Origin of the sequence: Saccharothrix xinjiangensis, assembly GCF_039527585.1 — a bacterium.
GTDB classification, from domain to species: domain Bacteria; phylum Actinomycetota; class Actinomycetes; order Mycobacteriales; family Pseudonocardiaceae; genus Actinosynnema; species Actinosynnema xinjiangensis.
Window position 1 is genome coordinate 13,599 of sequence record NZ_BAAAKE010000053.1, and the last position, 15,646, is coordinate 29,244.

Consider the following 15,646-nt stretch of genomic DNA (forward strand, 5'->3'; position numbering starts at 1 on the left):
GCTACAGCACCCCCACCAGCGGCCCGCCGGGCAGGGGAACGCCGAGCAGGTTGTTGAACACCAGGTACGTGCCCACCGACAGCCCGGCGGCGATCAGCGGGTCGCGGGTGAAGTGGCGGCTGCCCAGCGCGTAGGCGGCGCCCCAGAACATGATCGCGCCGGAGATCGGGAAGCCCACCACGCCGATCAACGCGGCGTTGGCCAGGAACGCGCCGCACAGCATCAGCACGGTCCGCCAGTCGGCGGGCGCGTCCAGGTCGACGTCCTCGCCGCCCTCGGCCTCGCCGCGGCCGCCGCGCAGCACGTCGCGGGCCAGCAGCGCGGCCACCACCAGCAGCCCGACGCCCACGGCGATCGGCACGGCCTTCGGCCCGACGGGGCCGCGCTGGGTGAAGTCGGTGTGGATCCGCACCGCGTCGACCAGGACCAGCGCGCCCAGGCCCACCAGGACCGCGGACACGCCCAGTTCCGAGCGCTCCCGGAACCAAGCCTTGCTCACCTCGACCTCCTTCATGCCAGCCCCAGCTCCTTCAGCACGCTCGCCACCCGCTCGTTCTCCGCGCGCAGGAACGCGCCGAACTCCTCACCGGGCGCGAACGCGTCGGTCCAGCCGTTGCGGGCGACCGCGTCGCGCCACTGCGCCGTGCCGTGCAGGTCGGTGAACAGGTCCACCAGCCGGGCCCGGTCGGTGTCGGAGATGCCCGGCGGCGCGACGATGCCGCGCCAGTTGGTGAACTCGACGTCCACACCGGACTCCCGCAGCGTGGGCGCGTCCACGCCGGGCAGCCGGTCGCCGCCGGTCACCGCCAGCACCCGGATCTGCCCGGCCTCGATCTGGTCGCGGTACTCGCCGATGCCCGACACGCCGAACGCGACCTTGCCGCCCAGCACGGACGCCAGCAGCTCGCCGCCGCCGTCGAACGACACGTAGTTGACCGTCCGCGGGTCCAGGCCGACGGCCTTGGCCACCAGCATCGGCGCCAGGTGGTCCGGCCCGCCCGGCGACGAGCCGCCGCCCACGGTCACCGCGCCGGGGTCCGCCTTCCACGCCCCGACCAGCTCGGCCAGCGTCCGGTACGGCGAGTCCGCGCCGACCACCACGATGTCCGGCTCCTCGATGAGCTTCGCGATCGGCGTGGTGTCCAGCAGCGACGACGGCGACCTGTTCGTGTAGACGCTGCCCACCACGCCCAGGCCCATCGACATGACCAGCTTGCCGTTGCCGCGCTCGCTGACCGTGCGGCCCAGGCCGACCGTGCCGCCCGCGCCCGGCAGGTTGAACACCTCGGCGTTGCGGATCAGGCCGGTGTCCTCCAGCGCCTTGGCCGCGGTGCGCGCGGTCACGTCGTAGCCGCCGCCCGGCGCGTTCGGCACCAGCACCCTCATGCCGCGCAACGACGCCGTGCCGCTCTCCGCGCCGGAGGTCAGCAGCGGCGGCACGAGCACGACGACCGCCAGGGCGGCGACGACCGCGAGCCAGTTCTTGATCCGCACTGTGATCCCCGCCTCTCCTCCGCGTGGTTGGACATGTTGCACTCGTGTAAACAGGGAAGTCCCGCTTGCGCCCCTAAGGGTTCTTTTGTTCTTTGTGGTCACGGAGGTGGCGATGGGAGGCCGCGGTTCGCTCGCCCGTCAGCTGCTCGCGTGGCAACTGGTGGTGGTCGCGGCGCTGCTGGGCGCGGTCGGCGTGCTGTCCGTCGTCCAGGCGGGCAACAACTTCCGCGCGACCGAGGGGCGGCGGATGCTGTCCGTGGCCGAGGACGTGGCCGCGACCGCCGGCGTGCGCGCGTCGCTGGCCGACCCGCTGCGCCACTACGCGCTGCCGCCGTTCGCGGAGAGCGCCCGCAGCCTGTCCGGCGCCAGCTACGTGGTCATCACCGACCCGGCGCGGGAGGTCCTGACCTCGCCGGATCCCGGTCAGGTCGGCGAACCGCTCGACCTCGGCGGCAGCACCGCGCCCGGCGGCCGGTCCTGGGTGGGCGAGCTGGCCGGCGCGACCGTCGCGCACGTGCCCGTGATCGGCGACGACGGCCGGGTGATCGGCCTGGTCGCCGCCGGGCAGCGCGCGCCGGGCTTCTGGGAGGGTGTGCTGGACTCACCCGACAACGCGCTGCGGCTGCTCGGCGTCGCCCTGGTCATCGGCGTGGCCGGGTCGCTGCTGCTCGCGCGCCGGGTGAAGAACCAGACGCTCGGGTTGGAACCGCACGAGATCACCGCGCTCGTGGAGTACCGGGAGGCACTGCTGCACGGCATCAAGGAAGGCGTCGTCGCGCTCGACCCGCACCACCGGGTGACCCTCGTCAACGACCACGCGCGGACCCTGCTGGCGCTGCCCGGCGACGCGGTCGGCCGGGCCGTGGACGCGCTGGAGCTGGACGAGCGGCTGCGCGACGTGCTCACCGGGCGCGCCACCGGCCAGGACCAGCTCGCGCTGGCCGGCGGCCGGGTGCTGACCCTCAACCGGATGCCGCTGGGCGTGCACGGCGCCGTGGTCACGCTCCGCGACCGGACCGAGCTGATGACGCTGCGGGACGAGCTGGACGCCAACCGGCACGCCACCGACACGCTGCGGGCGCAGGCCCACGAGTTCAGCAACCGCCTGCACACCATCGCGGGCCTGGTCGAGCTGGGCGAGTACGACGAGGTGCGCGGGTTCATCAGCCGCGTCAACACCGCCCAGGGCGCGTGGCGGGCCGAGGTCGCCTCGAAGGTCGCCGACCCCGCCGTGGCGGCGCTGCTGGTCGCCAAGTCCAGCCTGGCCGCCGAACGCGGCACCGGGCTGCGGATGAACCCCGACAGCGCGCTCGGCGCCGTCGACGAGGACCTGTCCACGGACCTGGTCACGGTGATCGGCAACCTCGTGGACAACGCCCTGGACGCGCTGGGCGGCCGGGGGTGGGTCGAGGTGCTGGTGCGCTCGACCGGCGACGAGGTGCTCGTGGTCGTGCGCGACTCCGGGCCCGGCGTCGCGCCCGAACTGGCCGAGGAGGTGTTCCGGCACGGGTTCACCACCAAGGCCGCCGCCCAGGGCCGGCGCGGGCTCGGACTGGCCCTGACCAGGCAGACCTGCCTGCGGCGCGGCGGTTCCGTGCGGGTGCGCAACGACGGGGGCGCGGTGTTCACCGCCCGGCTGCCCGCGGAGGTGCCGGCGTGATCAGGGTCGTCGTGGTGGACGACGACTTCATGGTCGCGAAGGTCCACAGCGGGTACGTGGCGCGCACGCCCGGGTTCGAGGTGGTCGGCGTCGCGCACAACGGCGCGGACGCGCTGCGGCTGGTGCGCGAGCTGCGGCCGGACCTCGTGCTGCTCGACGTGTACCTGCCGGACCTCGACGGGCTGACCGTGCTGCGGCAGCTGCGCGGGGTGGCCGACGACGTGGACGTCATCGTGATCACCGCGGCCACGGACGTGGAGACGGTGCGGAGCGCCATGCGCGGCGGGGTGCTGCACTACCTGATCAAGCCGTTCGAGTACGCGGCGCTGCGCGACCAGCTCGCGCACTTCGCCGCCCTGGACCGGCGGCTGGGCGGGCTGGCCTCGGCCGGGCAGGCGGACGTGGACGAGGTGTTCGGCGCGCGACCGCGCCGGGCGCTGCCCAAGGGGTTGAGCACGCAGACCGCCGACCTGGTGGAGGGGGTGCTGCGGGACCGGCCGGAGGGGGTGTCCGCGAGCGAGTGCGCGGCGGTGACCGAGCTGGCCCGGGTGTCCGCCCGGCGCTACCTGGAGCACTTCGTCGGCACGGGGCGTGCCGAGGTGCGGCTGAAGTACGGCGGCGCCGGGCGGCCCGAGCGGCTTTACGTGTGGCGGGGTTGAGCCGTGCGGGAGTGGTGGGGCGGGGTGTCGCGGTCGGCTTGGGTGTCGTGGTCGGGCGGGGTGTCGCGGTCGGCTGGGGCGTCGTGGTCGGGCGGGGTGTCGCGGCCGGCTTTGCGCACGATCAGGTAGCCCTGCCGGGTCTTCTCCGACCCGACCGGCTCGCGGTCCAGGCGCGTGTGCGGCGCGAACCCCGCCTCGGCGAGCTGGTCGAGCACCCGTCCGGGTTGGAGCCGGTAGGCGTCCAGCTCGATGTCGTGCCCGTAGCCGTGCTCCAGCCGCCGCACGGCGTCACCGATCTGGAAGGCGAGGAGCAGCAGGCCGCCGGGCGCGAGGACGCGGTGGAACTCCGCGAACACGACCGGGTGCAGGTCCCACGGGACGTGGATCACCGAGTACCAGGCGAGCGCGCCGCCGAGCGAGGCGTCCGGCAGGTCCAGGTCCAGCATCGACCCCACCTCGAACCGCAGGCCGGGGTGTTCGCGCCGGGCGACGGCCACCATCCCCGGCGACAGGTCGACGCCGAACGCGTCGACGCCGAGCGAGCGCAGGTGCCCGGTGATCCGCCCGGGACCGCAGCCGACGTCCGCGACCGGGCCGCCCACCAGGTCGGCGAACATGCGCAGGACCGCGCGGTCGGCCGTGCCGGTGGTGGGGTCGGTGAGGCTGTCGCGCAGGAGGTCTGCGTAGTCGGCGGCGACGGTGTCGTAGGCGGTGCGGGCCATGGTCTGGAAGTCCGGCTCGGTCACGGAGGGTGAGACTAATGCCCGACTGGGGGCTACCGGGTCGGGTTAGAGGAAGGCTGTGCGCCCAGGGGGGTGCGGTCGTGTGAGCAGGGTGTGCGGCCGTGTGCCCGAGGTGCGGGGCTCCCGGGACCGACCTACCGTGGGCGTTGACCCCGGAACGCCCGGCCTCCACGGTCCCAGGACTCCACGGTCCCAGGACTCCACGGTCCCAGGACGACGTCCGAGCCCGTCGAGGACCGGCGGGGGTCTCCCCGGCGCGAGGACGTAGCTCTCCCCGCCGGAGGAACGCGACGGGCCGGTTCCCCGCCCTCTTCCGCGAGCGAGCGGCCGGCGAGACCCACGACATCCGCTGCACGGAACCGGAGGCCCCTCCGATGACTGCCCATCCCGCCACCCTGTCGAGCGCACCGCCCGGCACCGCCCACTTCCTCGCCGCCGGGTTGCCCGAACCCCGGGTAGGCGGCACGCGGCCAGGCCGGTTCGTCGCGGCCACCTACCCGCTGCACGGCATGCTCGGCGAGCACATGTACACGCGGCTGCACCCCGGCGGTGAGACCGCCGCCGAGGTCGCCCTGCTGGTGACGGCGGTACCCCGCGAACTGGCCGGGGTGGAGCCGACGGAGCTGTCGCTCGAACTGCTCAGGACCTACTTCCCGGTGCCGCCGGAGGGCGTGATCCCGGACGAGCTGACCGCGTACCCGCTGCCGTTCCCGAGCTGGATCGCCCCGCTGGTCGCACTCGACCACGGAGAGGTGGTGGCACGCCGAGCCGTGGCCGCTTCACCGCAGGTGCTGCGCGCCTGGCTCGCCCCGCTCGACCGAGAGGTGTAGGGCCTGAACCCCCGCCACCGGCCGGCCCGGTCGCCAGGCGGCCCGGTCGCCGGCGGTCAGTCCCAGCCATCACCGGCCGGCCCGATCATCAGCAGGCGCAATCACCGGTGGCCGGCCCAGTCATCAGCCGGCCTAATCACCGGCGGCCAGTCCCACCACCACCAACTGGTCCGATCACCGGTGGCCAGTCCCCGCCACCACCGGCCGGTCCGATTCCCGGTGGCTAGTCCCAGCCACCGCCGCGGCGGCCCTGCTTCGTCTGGGCCCGGCGCTTCTTCTCCGCGATCCGGCGCTCCTTCGAGCCCCTGGTGGGCTTGGTCGGGCGGCGGACCGGTGGTGGGGCGGCGGCGGCTTCGCGCAGGATGCCGGCCATGCGCTCGCGGGCTGCCGCGCGGTTCTGCAACTGGGCCCGGTGTTCGCTCGCGGTGACCGTCAGGACGCCGTCGACCAGGCGCTTTTCCAGGCGTTCGACCATGCGGCCGCGCAGCCACCCGGGCACCGACGGCGAGCCGACCAGGTCGAACGACAGCTCGACCCGGCTGTCCGCCGTGTTCACCCCTTGGCCGCCGGGGCCGGAGGACCGGGAGAACCGTTCGCTCAACTCGGCCGCCGGCACCACCAGCGTCCGCGTCACGATCAGGTCCTCGGTCACACCAACAGGTTAGAAGGTCAACCCCGGAAGTGTCGCGATCTTTGCCAGCTGCTCGACGGTGAGTGGCAGGTTCACGCCCGTGATGCCGGTCTTCTGGATGTTGCCGTTCATGGCGGTCGCCTCGACCAGGGTCCCGTCCGCCTTCCGCGCGTGGACCGCGACGAACGTGACGGGCTGGGTGTCGTTGCTCATCGACACGGTCACCACGATCGGGTGACCCTCGAACAGGCGCTCCTCGCAGGTCGACCTGGGGTTGCCGGACTCCGGCCGGCACTTCGGCGCCCCGCCCCCGCCCAGGCCGACCATCACCCTGCCGCGCCCAGCGGCGGTGGTCACGTCGACGGCGGTCTCGTACCCGCCCTCGACGACGCCGAACTCCCACGGGCCGGTGGGGTAATCCGCGTATCGCTGGGACTGCGCGTCCGCGGGGATCGCGCCGGACGAGGCCAGCAGCGCCGTCAGTTCGATCGCGCGCCCCGAGGTCGGCGGCTCGGGCGGTGCGGGCACGATGATCGACATGCGGGTCGTGCTCGGCCCGCCGGTCGCCGAGTTCGGGGACGAAGAGCCGGTCGCCGGGTTGGGGGACGAGGAGCCGGTCGCCGGCGCGCTGGTGACCGGCGGCGCGCTCGCGGTCGTCGGCGTGGTCGACCTGGCCGGCGCGGCGCCCCCCACCTGCGCGTTTCCGTCTCCCCCGCCCCCACCGGACCCGAGCACGGCCGGGACGCACACGACCGTGGCGGTGGCCAGCACGGTGATCGCGGTGTAGCCGCGGCGGAAGGCGGCCTTGCGGCGGCCGGTCCTCAGGATCGCCGCGCGGTCGATCGTCAGCGGCGGCTCGTCGTCGAACGCCGCGGCCAGGGCCTGCTTGATGTCGGTCATCGCTGCTCCTCCATGACGCCGTGACCGAGAAGCTCGCGCAGCGCGGCCAAGCCCTTGGCCGCCTGGCTCTTCACGGTGCCTTCGGTTCGCCCGAGGAGGCGGGCGGTCTCGGTGACGCTCAGGTCCTCCCAGTAGCGCAGCACCACGACGGCCCGCTGGCCCGGTGGGAGCGCTGCCAGGGCGCGGCGCACGTCCAGGTCCGCGCCCGCGCCCGGCATGGCCGACGCGGGCGCGGGGGCCGGGGTGTCGGGGACGGTGTCGACCACCGTCTCGCGGCGGCGGAACGCGAGACGGGACTCGTCGATCGCCGTGCGCACCAGGACCTTGCGCGCGTAGGCGTCCAGCGCGCCGTCGCGGCGGAGCCTCGGCCAGGCGACGTAGAGCTTGGTCAACGCCGTCTGCACCAGGTCTTCGGCGCGGTGCCAGTCGCCGCACAGCAGGTAGGCGGTTCTCCGCATCACCAGTGCGCGGGCGTCGACGTACTCGCCGAATTCACTATCCCGGTCCACCCGGTACCTCCTCGGTCGCCGCTTGGTACGGCGCGGCGACCTCGGCGGGTTGCTCCGGGACGGGTCCGGGTTGAGCGGGGCACCTCTTTTTCTTCAACCGATGACCGTAACGGTGTTTCCGTACATCATCGGGGTGGAGATCACCCGATCCGGTGGTCCGGTGTTCGTCGGCGGCTCAGAACCTGGGGTGGTCGCCGGTCAGGGTGGCGGTGGCGGTGGCGTCGCCCGAGGGGACGATGTCGCCCAGCACCCACGCCGGGACGTGGCGGGCCGTCAGCACGGCCAGGGCGCGGTCGACGTCCTCCGGGGCCACCACGGCGACCATGCCGACGCCCATGTTGAACGTCTTCTCCATCTCCTCGCGCTCGACCCGGCCGCGCTGGGCGATCAGGGCGAACACGGGCGCGGGCGACCAGGTGCGCCGGTTGAGGTCGGCGCGCACGCCGGGGGGCAGCACGCGGGCCAGGTTGGCGGCCAGGCCGCCGCCGGTGACGTGCGCGAACGTGCGGACCTCCGCTTCGGCGGCGAGGGCCAGGCAGTCCTTGGCGTAGATGCGGGTCGGTTCGAGCAGCTCCTCGCCGAGGGTGCGGCCGAACTCCTCGACGTGGCCCTCCAGCGGCATCCGGCCGATCTCCAGCAGCACGTGCCTGGCCAGCGAGTAGCCGTTGGAGTGCAGGCCCGAGGAGCCCATGGCGATGACCACGTCGCCGGTGCGCACCCGGTCCGGGCCGAGCATGGCGGACGCCTCGACCACGCCGACGCCCGTGCCGGAGATGTCGTAGTCGTTCTCGCCCATCAGGCCGGGGTGCTCGGCGGTCTCGCCGCCCAGCAGGGCGCAGCCCGCCTGCACGCAGCCCTGCGAGATGCCCTTGACCAGGGCCGCGACCTTGTCCGGCACGACCTTGCCGATCGCGATGTAGTCCTGCATGAACAGCGGTTCGGCGCCGCACACCACCAGGTCGTCCACGACCATGGCGACGAGGTCGACGCCGATCGTGTCGTGCTTGTCCATCGCCTGCGCGACCGCGATCTTCGTGCCGACGCCGTCGGTGGAGGAGGCGAGGACCGGTTCCTTCCAGCGGTCCAGCTTGAGCCGGAACAGGCCCGCGAAGCCGCCGATGCCGCCGAGCACCTCGGGACGCTGCGCCTTCGCCGCCCACGGCTTGAGCTTCTCCACCGCCTCGTCGCCGGCTTCGATGCTTACCCCAGCTGCGGCGTAGGTCGCCTTGGCGCTGTCCGTCACGTCACTGTGCTCCATGGTTCGGGGCATCCGGCTTTCTCCGGGGCCCGTGCTCCTGCCCGTGGTGCCCGCTCGGCCGCTCTTCAGGGCCGTTGCAGGGCGTCCTCGGCACCGTACCCGTTCGCCCGGACGGGGGCGGCCGAGCCCGCGACGCCCCGGATGCCCTCCAGCAGGTGCTTGCCGATGAGCGCGTCCTCGGGCAGCGGGATCGGGTAGTCGCCGTCGAAGCACGCCGTGCACAGGCGGGTCTTCGGCTGCTCGCTGGCCGCGATCAGCTGCTCCAGCGACACGTAGCCCAGGCTGTCGGCGCCGACGGACCGGCGGATGCCGTCGTTGTCCAGGCCGTTGGCGATCAGCTCGGCGCGGGAGGCGAAGTCGATGCCGTAGAAGCACGGCCACTTGACCGGCGGCGACGCGATCCGCACGTGCACCTCGACCGCGCCGGCCTCGCGGAGCATCCGCACGAGGGCGCGCTGCGTGTTGCCGCGCACGATCGAGTCGTCGACGACCACGAGGCGCTTGCCCCGGATGACGTCGCGCAGCGGGTTCAGCTTGAGCCGGATGCCCAGCTGGCGGATGGTCTGCGACGGCTGGATGAACGTGCGGCCGACGTAGGCGTTCTTGACCAGGCCCGACCCGTACGGGATGCCGCTGGCCTGGGCGTAGCCGATGGCGGCGGGCGTGCCGGACTCGGGCACCGGGATGACCAGGTCGGCCTCCGCCGGGTGCTCCACGGCCAGGCGGCGGCCGATCTCCACGCGGGTGGCGTGCACGGAGCGGCCGGCGATGGCGGTGTCGGGGCGGGCCAGGTAGACGTACTCGAAGACGCAGCCCTTGGGCTCGGGGTTGGCGAACCGGCTGGACCGCAGGCCGTTCTCGTCGATGGCGATCAGCTCACCCGCCTCGACCTCGCGGACGAACGACGCGCCGACGATGTCCAGCGCCGCGGTCTCGCTGGCCACGACCCAGCCGCGCTCCAGCCGGCCGAGCACCAGCGGGCGCACGCCGTGCGGGTCGCGGGCCGCGTAGAGGGTGGACTCGTCGGAGAACACCAGGCAGAACGCGCCGCGCAGGGTCGGCAGCAGCCGCATGGCCGCCTGCTCGATGCCGATGTCGGCGGCCTGGGTGGCGAGCAGGCCGCACACCAGGTCGGAGTCGGTGGTGGCGCCGTGCTTGGTGTCGACGCCCGCCTCGCGCGCCTGCACCAGCAGTTCGGCGGTGTTGACGAGGTTGCCGTTGTGGCCCAGAGACAGGCCGGACCCGGTGGCCGTGGTGCGGAACGTGGGTTGCGCGTTCTCCCACGTCGTGGAGCCCGTGGTGGAGTAGCGGCAGTGGCCGACCGCGACGTGGCCGCGCAGGCTGGACAGCACCTGCTCGTCGAACACCTGGCTGACCAGGCCGAGGTCCTTGAAGACCACCACCTGGCTGCCGTCGCCGACCGAGATGCCCGCGGCTTCCTGGCCCCGGTGCTGGAGGGCGTACAGGCCGTAGTAGGTCATCTTGGCGACTTCTTCACCGGGGGCCCAGACGCCGAACACACCGCATTCTTCGCGGGGTTCGCGTTCTTCCTGTGTTTCGTGGTCGGTGCGGCCGGTTGCGGACTGGTCGGTGACCACCGAGTGCTCCCTAGCGACGAGGTCGGGCTGCACAGACGAGTGTAAGGCCGCCCAGTGGCGGTACCACCCCATGGCAAATGCGGTGACGTGACGAAACGCACCCCTGATCGGGTGGTCAGTCGAGCTTCAACGCGAACCAGACCCGCTCGTCGCCGGCGTGCTCGACGGGCAGCCGCCCCCACAGCCCGTGGTGCACGATCTGCGCCTCGCCGCTCACCCGGAGGTCGGCCTCCTCGCCGGGCCACGCCGCCCGCACCTCGGGGACCAGGCCGGGCGCGAACGTCACCACCCAGGCCTCCGGCACGTCGGTGAGCTGGACGAGCGCGGAGCCCTTCGCGGTCGGCGGCACATCGGTCGCGTACTTCGCGGCGAGCAGGGTGGTCAGCACCTCGTCGATGCCGTCCACCGCGAACTCGGCGTCGCCGACCACCAGCTCCCGCAGCGCGGCCTGCGCGTCCCACCGGCGCAGGTCCAGCTCGTGGGCGATGCGGCGGTGCCACACCCACGCCAGGTCCGGCGCGGCGGGCGAGAACGTCCAGGCGGCCCGGTTGCCCGGGACGGAGGGGAGGATCTCGGCGGCCTTGGCGAGCTGGGTGTCGAGGTACTCGACCGGCGCGACCCCGGTGGGCGGCGGTGGCAGCCGGAGCTGGACGGCGCTGCCGGTGCGGAGGTACTCCAGCGACGTCTCCAGGAACCGCCCGACGTGCAGGGTCAGCTCGGTGAAGGTCCACCCCGGGCAGCTGGGCACGGGGGCCGCCGGGTCGGCCTTCCCGACCGCCGCCCGGAACATCGCCGCCTGCTCGGTGAAGACCTCGGTCCACCGCTGGGTGGTCCACCCTCCTGGCACGTCCAGCCTCCCCGCTCGGTTCGCAAGTAGCGGTCATCGTGCCGCACCCGCCGGGGGGTTGGAGTGGGAGGAGCCGCCGGAGGTTCCGGAGAACGCGGACGACCGAGGAGACGGAGGGGATGGGGGAGCGGACGGGGGAAAAGGCAGAGGAAAAGGCGGTGGAGGTGGAGTAGCGGAAAGCCCGTGATGAGGTCATGGATCCATGATCGAACAGGTGTTCGAAGAGGGCAAGATCACGGATGGGTGATCAACGGGCGACCACCCGGAACACGCCGAAGGGAGACCCGCAGGTTCCGGAACCGCGACCGTTCGCGATCGCCGGGGAACCGGAGAAGATGACCGCGCGTCGCATCCCCAGCGGCCGGCGGCACGAAGGGTGGACAACCGTGTTCGGTGTGCGACCAGAGCAGTTGCGCGCGGCGTCCAAGCAGTTCCACGAGGGCTCGGACGCGGCGGCGGACGGTGCGGAGCTGATCTCCATGCTCAGGCTGGACGCGGACGCGCTGGGCCAGGTCCCCGCCGCCGCCGAGTTCGTCGACGCCCTGGCCAGGTGGTCCGGCGAGCAGTCCGACGACCTGCGGCGCGGCAGCGCCTGGTACCGCGACGCCGGCGACGGCCTCACCGAGAACGCCGACGCCTACCAGCGCGCCGACGACGACTCGAACACCGCCTTCCGCGGCATCGAGGGGGGCATGGCGTGAGCTACACCGACCCCGAGGTCCTGTACGCCCGGCTGGCCGCGGGCGACGCCGGCCGCGTCGCCGCCGCGGCCGACCCCATCACCGGCGCCCGCAGCGCGGTGGGCCGCGCGGGCGACTCGGTCGCGGCCGGCGGTTCGACCGCGACCTCGGCCTGGCGCGGCGACGCCGCCGCCGGCTTCCGCACCCGCGCCGACCTGTCCGCCAGGTCCGCGTCCGTCGCCGGCGAGCGCCTGGCGGCCGGCTCGGACGTCGTCCAGGCCGCCTCCCGCGCCTACGGCCGGATGCGCGGCAGCGCCGACCAGCTGATCGACTTCTGGCGCGGCCGCTCCCCCGCGCTGGACGAGGCCCAGACGCGCGAGCTGGCCCACCGCGTCAACGAGCAGCTCACCAACGTCAAGAACGGCTACGAGCGCGTCCTGCGCAGCTACGCCCAGGCCCTGACCCGGGTCCGCCCCGGGTTCGCCGAGACCGCGGCCCAGGACCCCGGCTGGAACTCCACCGCGACGGCCGTGCGCACCGCCGCCGTGCCCGCGCCCGGCACCGACCCGCGGCAGGTCGCCGCCTGGTGGAAGTCGTTGGGCAAGGAGCAGCAGGACGAGCTGCTGCGCACCCGGTTCCAGGAGCTGGGGCAGCTGCGCGGCCTGCCGTCCGGCGTCCTCGACCAGGCCAACCGGCTGCGAATCGACGACGACCTGCGGCGCTTCTCCGCCGAACGCGACCGGCTCGACGCGCGGATGGCCGACCGGGCCCGCGAGCTGGGGCTGGACCCGGGCGACTCCGGCGACCTGACGCGGCTGCTCAACGACCCGCGGTACGCGGGCATGGCGGAGCAGCGGCAGGAGGCCGCGACCAAGGCGGAGAACGCCCAGCGGGTCCGGGAGAGCATCACCGAGGCGGAAACGTTCGCGAAGGACCAGGGCTGGCTGAACGCCGAGGGCAAGGCGGACGTGCGCGTGCTGGCGTGGGACCCGTACGGCCCGCGCGGCGACGGCGCGACGGCCATCGCCTACGGCGACCCGGACACGGCCCGCAACCTCGCCGTGGCCGTCCCCGGCACCGGGTCCACGCTGGACGGCTTCTCGGTGGGCCAGGCGGGCAACCTGCGGGCGGCCATGGGCGCGGAGGGCAGCGCGACGATCCAGTGGCTCGGCTACGACGCGCCGGGCTGGGCGATCGGCGAGGTGGACAACCCGGCGCAGGCCCGGGAGGGCGGCGCGAACCTGGTCGCCGACGTGAACGGCTACCGCGCCGCCGCGGAGGCCGCCGGCAACCGCCAGCACCTGACCGTGGTCGGCCACTCCTACGGCTCCACGACCGTGGGCTACGCGGGCATGAACGGCCTGGCCGCCGACGACATCGCGTTCGTCGGCTCGCCCGGCGTCGGCGCGTCGCACGTCAGCCAGCTGTCGGTGGGCGAGGGCCACGTGTACGTCGGCGCGACCGAGCACGACCCGGTGGTGCAGGGCACCAGCTCCACCTGGTTCACCGAGGACGGCTCCTCGACCGGCCCTTACGACGACGCGTTCGGCGCGCGGGCGTTCGGCACCGCCGACTCGACGATGATCCACGGCGCGCACTCCGAGTACTACACGCCGGGGTCGGAGTCGTTGCAGAACCTGGCCCGCATCGCGAACGGCGACGGCGGCTCGGTGACCGCGCAGAAGTGGTACGACGACCCGCTGGGCCCGTCGGGCCCGTACTCGAACGTGCCGGTGGTCGGCCCGGTGGTCGACGTCGTCACCGGCACCGCGGCGGGCGTCGCGGACCTCGGCATGGACGTGGGCGCCGGTCTCTACGGCGCCGGCCGCGACGCGTGGAACGGCAACTGGTCCGACGCGGGCACGGGCCTGGCGAACACCGGCAAGGAGCTGGTGAGCGACGCGGCCGACGTGGTCGTCGGCGGGGTGGGCGACGTGGTCGAGTTCGGCCGCGACGTCGTGGAGGGCGCGGGCGACGTGTGGGACCGGACCGTGGGCTCCTGGTTCTAGGACGCCCCTACGCCGCCCGGCAGGGGCCCACCTCGTACCCCGGGTCGACGCCGTCGAGGCCGTTCTCGTCGGTCTTGGTCACGGTGCACACCACCACGTCCCCGACCGCGACGCCCTCGGGCAGCCGGTCGAGGTCCGCGCCGTAGGTGCCGGTGTGGGGCGCGTCGGGCTGGTCGCCGTCGAGCTCCATGCCGACCCGGGCGGGCGTGCCGTCGCCGGTGTCGACGACCCGGACGACCTTGAGCCTCAGCTCCCCCGACCACTCGCTGCCGCAGCCGACGAGCACGGCTCCCACCACGAGGACGGCGGCACACGCCTTGAGCGCCTTCACGGCGTCGAGCTTAGCTAGAAGCGCAGCACCGGGAGGACGGTTGACAGGTCCGCCCGGCTGCCGGACGCGGTGACCCTGGCGTCGGCCACGGCCTCGTCCCAGCCCAGCCGCCCCACGGCCAGCTCCAGCCAGGTGCGGGCGTCGGTCTCGACGACGTTGGGCGGTGTGCCGCGGGTGTGCCGGGGCCCGGCCACGCACTGCACGGCGGCGAACGGCGGCACCCGCACCTCGACGCTGCGGCCCGGCGCGGCCCGCTCCAGGGTCCGCAGGCTCAACCGGACGGCCGCGGCCAGGGCGGGGCGCGGCGGCTGGTCGGCGTCGCCCGCCAACCAGGGCAGCACGGCCTCGACCGCGGCGCGCGCCTCTCGCGGGTCGACGGGTTTCGACGGCACCGGCGGAGGTTATCGCCCGAGGGGCAGGCCGGCCGACCGCATCGCCTCGGCCAGCAGCTCCTCCACGTGGTGGGTGAGCCGCCGGGCGTCGGTGGGGGTGAACGTGCTCCACGGCTCCGTCCCGTTGGACGCGCGCCGCTGCTGGAGGTACCGCCCCTCCTCGGTGTCGAAGAACGCCACCACGCGGTCGGGCCGGCACCGCTTGCCGTACTTGTCGCGGGCCGCCGCGCCGAAGTTGCCCGTGTGCACGAGCCCGGTGAACATCTTCACCAGCGTGACCGCGTCCTCCTGGCGCACGCCCTGCCGGCGCAGCGAGTCCTCCAGCGACTTGGGCGAGCCGTCGGACCGCTTCACGGCCGCCTCCAGGTCGGCGCTCGGCATGGTGACGGAGTGGCCGGTGCCGGCGGGGTGCGCGGGCAGCGCGCCCAGCACCGCCGACGCCAGGCCGGAGGCCGCCGCGCGCCGGAACGTCAGCCGGTTGTCGTCGAGGGTGGCCACCGCGGCGTCGTCGCCGGTGGCCACGGCCAGCACGCGGACGCTGCGGCCGATCCAGACCCGGCCGTCGACCTCGCGCTCGGGCCGGGAGAACAGCCGCAGCAGGTGGTGCAGCTCCGGTTCCAGGCCGGTGGGCCCGCCGAGGCCCCGGGCGCCGATGCCGTGCCACGCGCGCCGTTCCAGGTCGGCCCGCTCCCGGTGCGTCCGACCCGGCGAGGGCACCTTGATGACCAGCGGCACCTGCCCCAGGTCGAGGCGCTCCCACAGCACGTCGAACTCCTCGGCGGAGAGCGTGATGGGCTCCCGCTCCGCCGGCCCCCCGAAATACGTCACGCTGACCCCCGGTCCTCGAAGTCGGGCCCGCGCCGAGCTCGGCGCGGGCCCTTGTCCGCGCAAAGGCTACTGCGGCGTCTCCCCGATCACGGGCGGTGCGACGAGGCGGTCGTCGCCGAACACGTCGCCGGTCTCGACCAGGTAGTCGGCCACCTTGTGCTCCAGGTCCTCCTCGCCCTCGCCGCCGCGGGCGCCCGCCGCGCCGCCGGCCACGCCCGCGCCCGGGCCGCCGGGGCGACCGGAGCCGCCGGGCGCGCCCGGACCACCCGGGCCGAAG

Annotated in this window: 16 protein-coding genes and 2 pseudogenes; 5 read left to right on the forward strand and 13 right to left on the reverse strand. The window is 73.9% G+C overall.

What is annotated here, in order from left to right; all coding sequences use genetic code 11:
• Window position 1: 1 nt before the first annotated feature.
• A complete protein-coding gene (locus ABD223_RS42480; RefSeq protein WP_380647167.1) occupies window positions 2-514 on the reverse strand; it encodes a tripartite tricarboxylate transporter TctB family protein in 513 nt (170 codons plus the stop codon).
• On the reverse strand, window positions 511-1,494 hold the full coding sequence (locus ABD223_RS42485) for a Bug family tripartite tricarboxylate transporter substrate binding protein (protein ID WP_344043876.1): 984 nt from the start codon (window positions 1,492-1,494) through the stop codon (window positions 511-513). The genes ABD223_RS42480 and ABD223_RS42485 overlap by 4 nt, the downstream gene beginning before the upstream one ends.
• Before the next feature lie 112 nt (window positions 1,495-1,606).
• Here ABD223_RS42485 and ABD223_RS42490 point away from each other — a divergent pair, with 112 nt between their 5' ends.
• The gene (locus tag ABD223_RS42490; protein WP_344043878.1) at window positions 1,607-3,154 is read left to right on the forward strand and encodes a sensor histidine kinase; all 1,548 of its coding nucleotides are present in this window, start codon (window positions 1,607-1,609) and stop codon (window positions 3,152-3,154) included.
• A complete protein-coding gene (locus ABD223_RS42495; protein WP_344043880.1) occupies window positions 3,151-3,813 on the forward strand; it encodes a response regulator in 663 nt (220 codons plus the stop codon). Before ABD223_RS42490 ends, ABD223_RS42495 begins: the two co-directional genes overlap by 4 nt.
• A 104-nt stretch (window positions 3,814-3,917) precedes the next feature.
• Here the strand turns inward: ABD223_RS42495 and ABD223_RS42500 are convergent.
• Window positions 3,918-4,535: pseudogene (locus ABD223_RS42500) on the reverse strand (class I SAM-dependent methyltransferase); the annotation flags it as partial.
• Between the two features lie 395 nt (window positions 4,536-4,930).
• Between ABD223_RS42500 and ABD223_RS42505 the strand changes: the two are divergent.
• Window positions 4,931-5,386 carry a hypothetical protein gene (locus ABD223_RS42505; RefSeq protein ID WP_344043882.1) on the forward strand — a complete coding sequence of 152 codons (456 nt, stop codon included), beginning with the start codon at window positions 4,931-4,933 and terminating at the stop codon, window positions 5,384-5,386.
• A 223-nt stretch (window positions 5,387-5,609) separates the two neighbouring features.
• On the opposite strand, the gene arfB is transcribed toward ABD223_RS42505, so the two are convergent.
• The 6 genes from arfB to ABD223_RS42535 form a co-directional block, all read right to left on the reverse strand.
• Complete coding sequence (gene arfB, locus ABD223_RS42510) at window positions 5,610-6,038, reverse strand: alternative ribosome rescue aminoacyl-tRNA hydrolase ArfB (RefSeq protein ID WP_344043884.1); 429 nt, start codon at window positions 6,036-6,038, stop codon at window positions 5,610-5,612.
• A 9-nt stretch (window positions 6,039-6,047) separates the two neighbouring features.
• Entirely contained in the window at window positions 6,048-6,917 is an 870-nt protein-coding gene (locus ABD223_RS42515) for a hypothetical protein (RefSeq protein WP_344043886.1), read from the reverse strand.
• Complete coding sequence (locus tag ABD223_RS42520; protein ID WP_344043888.1) at window positions 6,914-7,426, reverse strand: SigE family RNA polymerase sigma factor; 513 nt, start codon at window positions 7,424-7,426, stop codon at window positions 6,914-6,916. Before ABD223_RS42520 ends, ABD223_RS42515 begins: the two co-directional genes overlap by 4 nt.
• Before the next feature lie 175 nt (window positions 7,427-7,601).
• Complete coding sequence (purM, locus tag ABD223_RS42525; RefSeq protein WP_380647163.1) at window positions 7,602-8,684, reverse strand: phosphoribosylformylglycinamidine cyclo-ligase; 1,083 nt, start codon at window positions 8,682-8,684, stop codon at window positions 7,602-7,604.
• A 65-nt stretch (window positions 8,685-8,749) separates the two neighbouring features.
• Window positions 8,750-10,282 carry an amidophosphoribosyltransferase gene (gene purF, locus ABD223_RS42530; RefSeq protein ID WP_344043892.1) on the reverse strand — a complete coding sequence of 511 codons (1,533 nt, stop codon included), beginning with the start codon at window positions 10,280-10,282 and terminating at the stop codon, window positions 8,750-8,752.
• Between the two features lie 115 nt (window positions 10,283-10,397).
• Window positions 10,398-11,129 (reverse strand): maleylpyruvate isomerase N-terminal domain-containing protein, encoded by a 732-nt coding sequence (locus ABD223_RS42535; protein ID WP_344043895.1) that lies wholly within the window; start codon window positions 11,127-11,129, stop codon window positions 10,398-10,400.
• 395 nt (window positions 11,130-11,524) lie between these two features.
• Between ABD223_RS42535 and ABD223_RS42540 the strand changes: the two genes are divergently transcribed.
• The gene (locus ABD223_RS42540; protein ID WP_344043897.1) at window positions 11,525-11,830 is read left to right on the forward strand and encodes a hypothetical protein; all 306 of its coding nucleotides are present in this window, start codon (window positions 11,525-11,527) and stop codon (window positions 11,828-11,830) included.
• Window positions 11,827-13,818 carry an alpha/beta hydrolase gene (locus ABD223_RS42545; RefSeq protein ID WP_344043899.1) on the forward strand — a complete coding sequence of 664 codons (1,992 nt, stop codon included), beginning with the start codon at window positions 11,827-11,829 and terminating at the stop codon, window positions 13,816-13,818. Before ABD223_RS42540 ends, ABD223_RS42545 begins: the two co-directional genes overlap by 4 nt.
• A 7-nt stretch (window positions 13,819-13,825) precedes the next feature.
• Here ABD223_RS42545 and ABD223_RS42550 read toward each other — a convergent pair whose 3' ends face one another.
• The 4 genes and pseudogenes from ABD223_RS42550 to ABD223_RS42565 all read right to left on the reverse strand — a co-directional run.
• A complete protein-coding gene (locus ABD223_RS42550; protein WP_344043901.1) occupies window positions 13,826-14,149 on the reverse strand; it encodes a hypothetical protein in 324 nt (107 codons plus the stop codon).
• A gap of 14 nt (window positions 14,150-14,163) precedes the next feature.
• Window positions 14,164-14,541, reverse strand: a complete 378-nt coding sequence (locus ABD223_RS42555) for a sterol carrier family protein (protein ID WP_344043903.1) — start codon at window positions 14,539-14,541, stop codon at window positions 14,164-14,166.
• Window positions 14,542-14,550: 9 nt separating this feature from the next.
• Window positions 14,551-15,369 carry an ESX secretion-associated protein EspG gene (locus tag ABD223_RS42560; RefSeq protein ID WP_344043905.1) on the reverse strand — a complete coding sequence of 273 codons (819 nt, stop codon included), beginning with the start codon at window positions 15,367-15,369 and terminating at the stop codon, window positions 14,551-14,553.
• Between the two features lie 66 nt (window positions 15,370-15,435).
• A pseudogene (locus ABD223_RS42565) lies at window positions 15,436-15,646 on the reverse strand (hypothetical protein); the annotation flags it as partial.

Bases quoted from the DNA above. Each gene is read 5' to 3' on its own strand.
- ABD223_RS42480 (WP_380647167.1), bottom strand. From the start codon at position 514: ATGAAGGAGGTCGAGGTGAGCAAGGCTTGGTTCCGGGAGCGCTCGGAA.
- ABD223_RS42490 (WP_344043878.1), top strand. From the start codon at position 1,607: ATGGGAGGCCGCGGTTCGCTCGCCCGTCAGCTGCTCGCGTGGCAACTG.
- ABD223_RS42505 (WP_344043882.1), top strand. From the start codon at position 4,931: ATGACTGCCCATCCCGCCACCCTGTCGAGCGCACCGCCCGGCACCGCC.
- ABD223_RS42515 (WP_344043886.1), bottom strand. From the start codon at position 6,917: ATGACCGACATCAAGCAGGCCCTGGCCGCGGCGTTCGACGACGAGCCG.
- purM (WP_380647163.1), bottom strand. From the start codon at position 8,684: ATGGAGCACAGTGACGTGACGGACAGCGCCAAGGCGACCTACGCCGCA.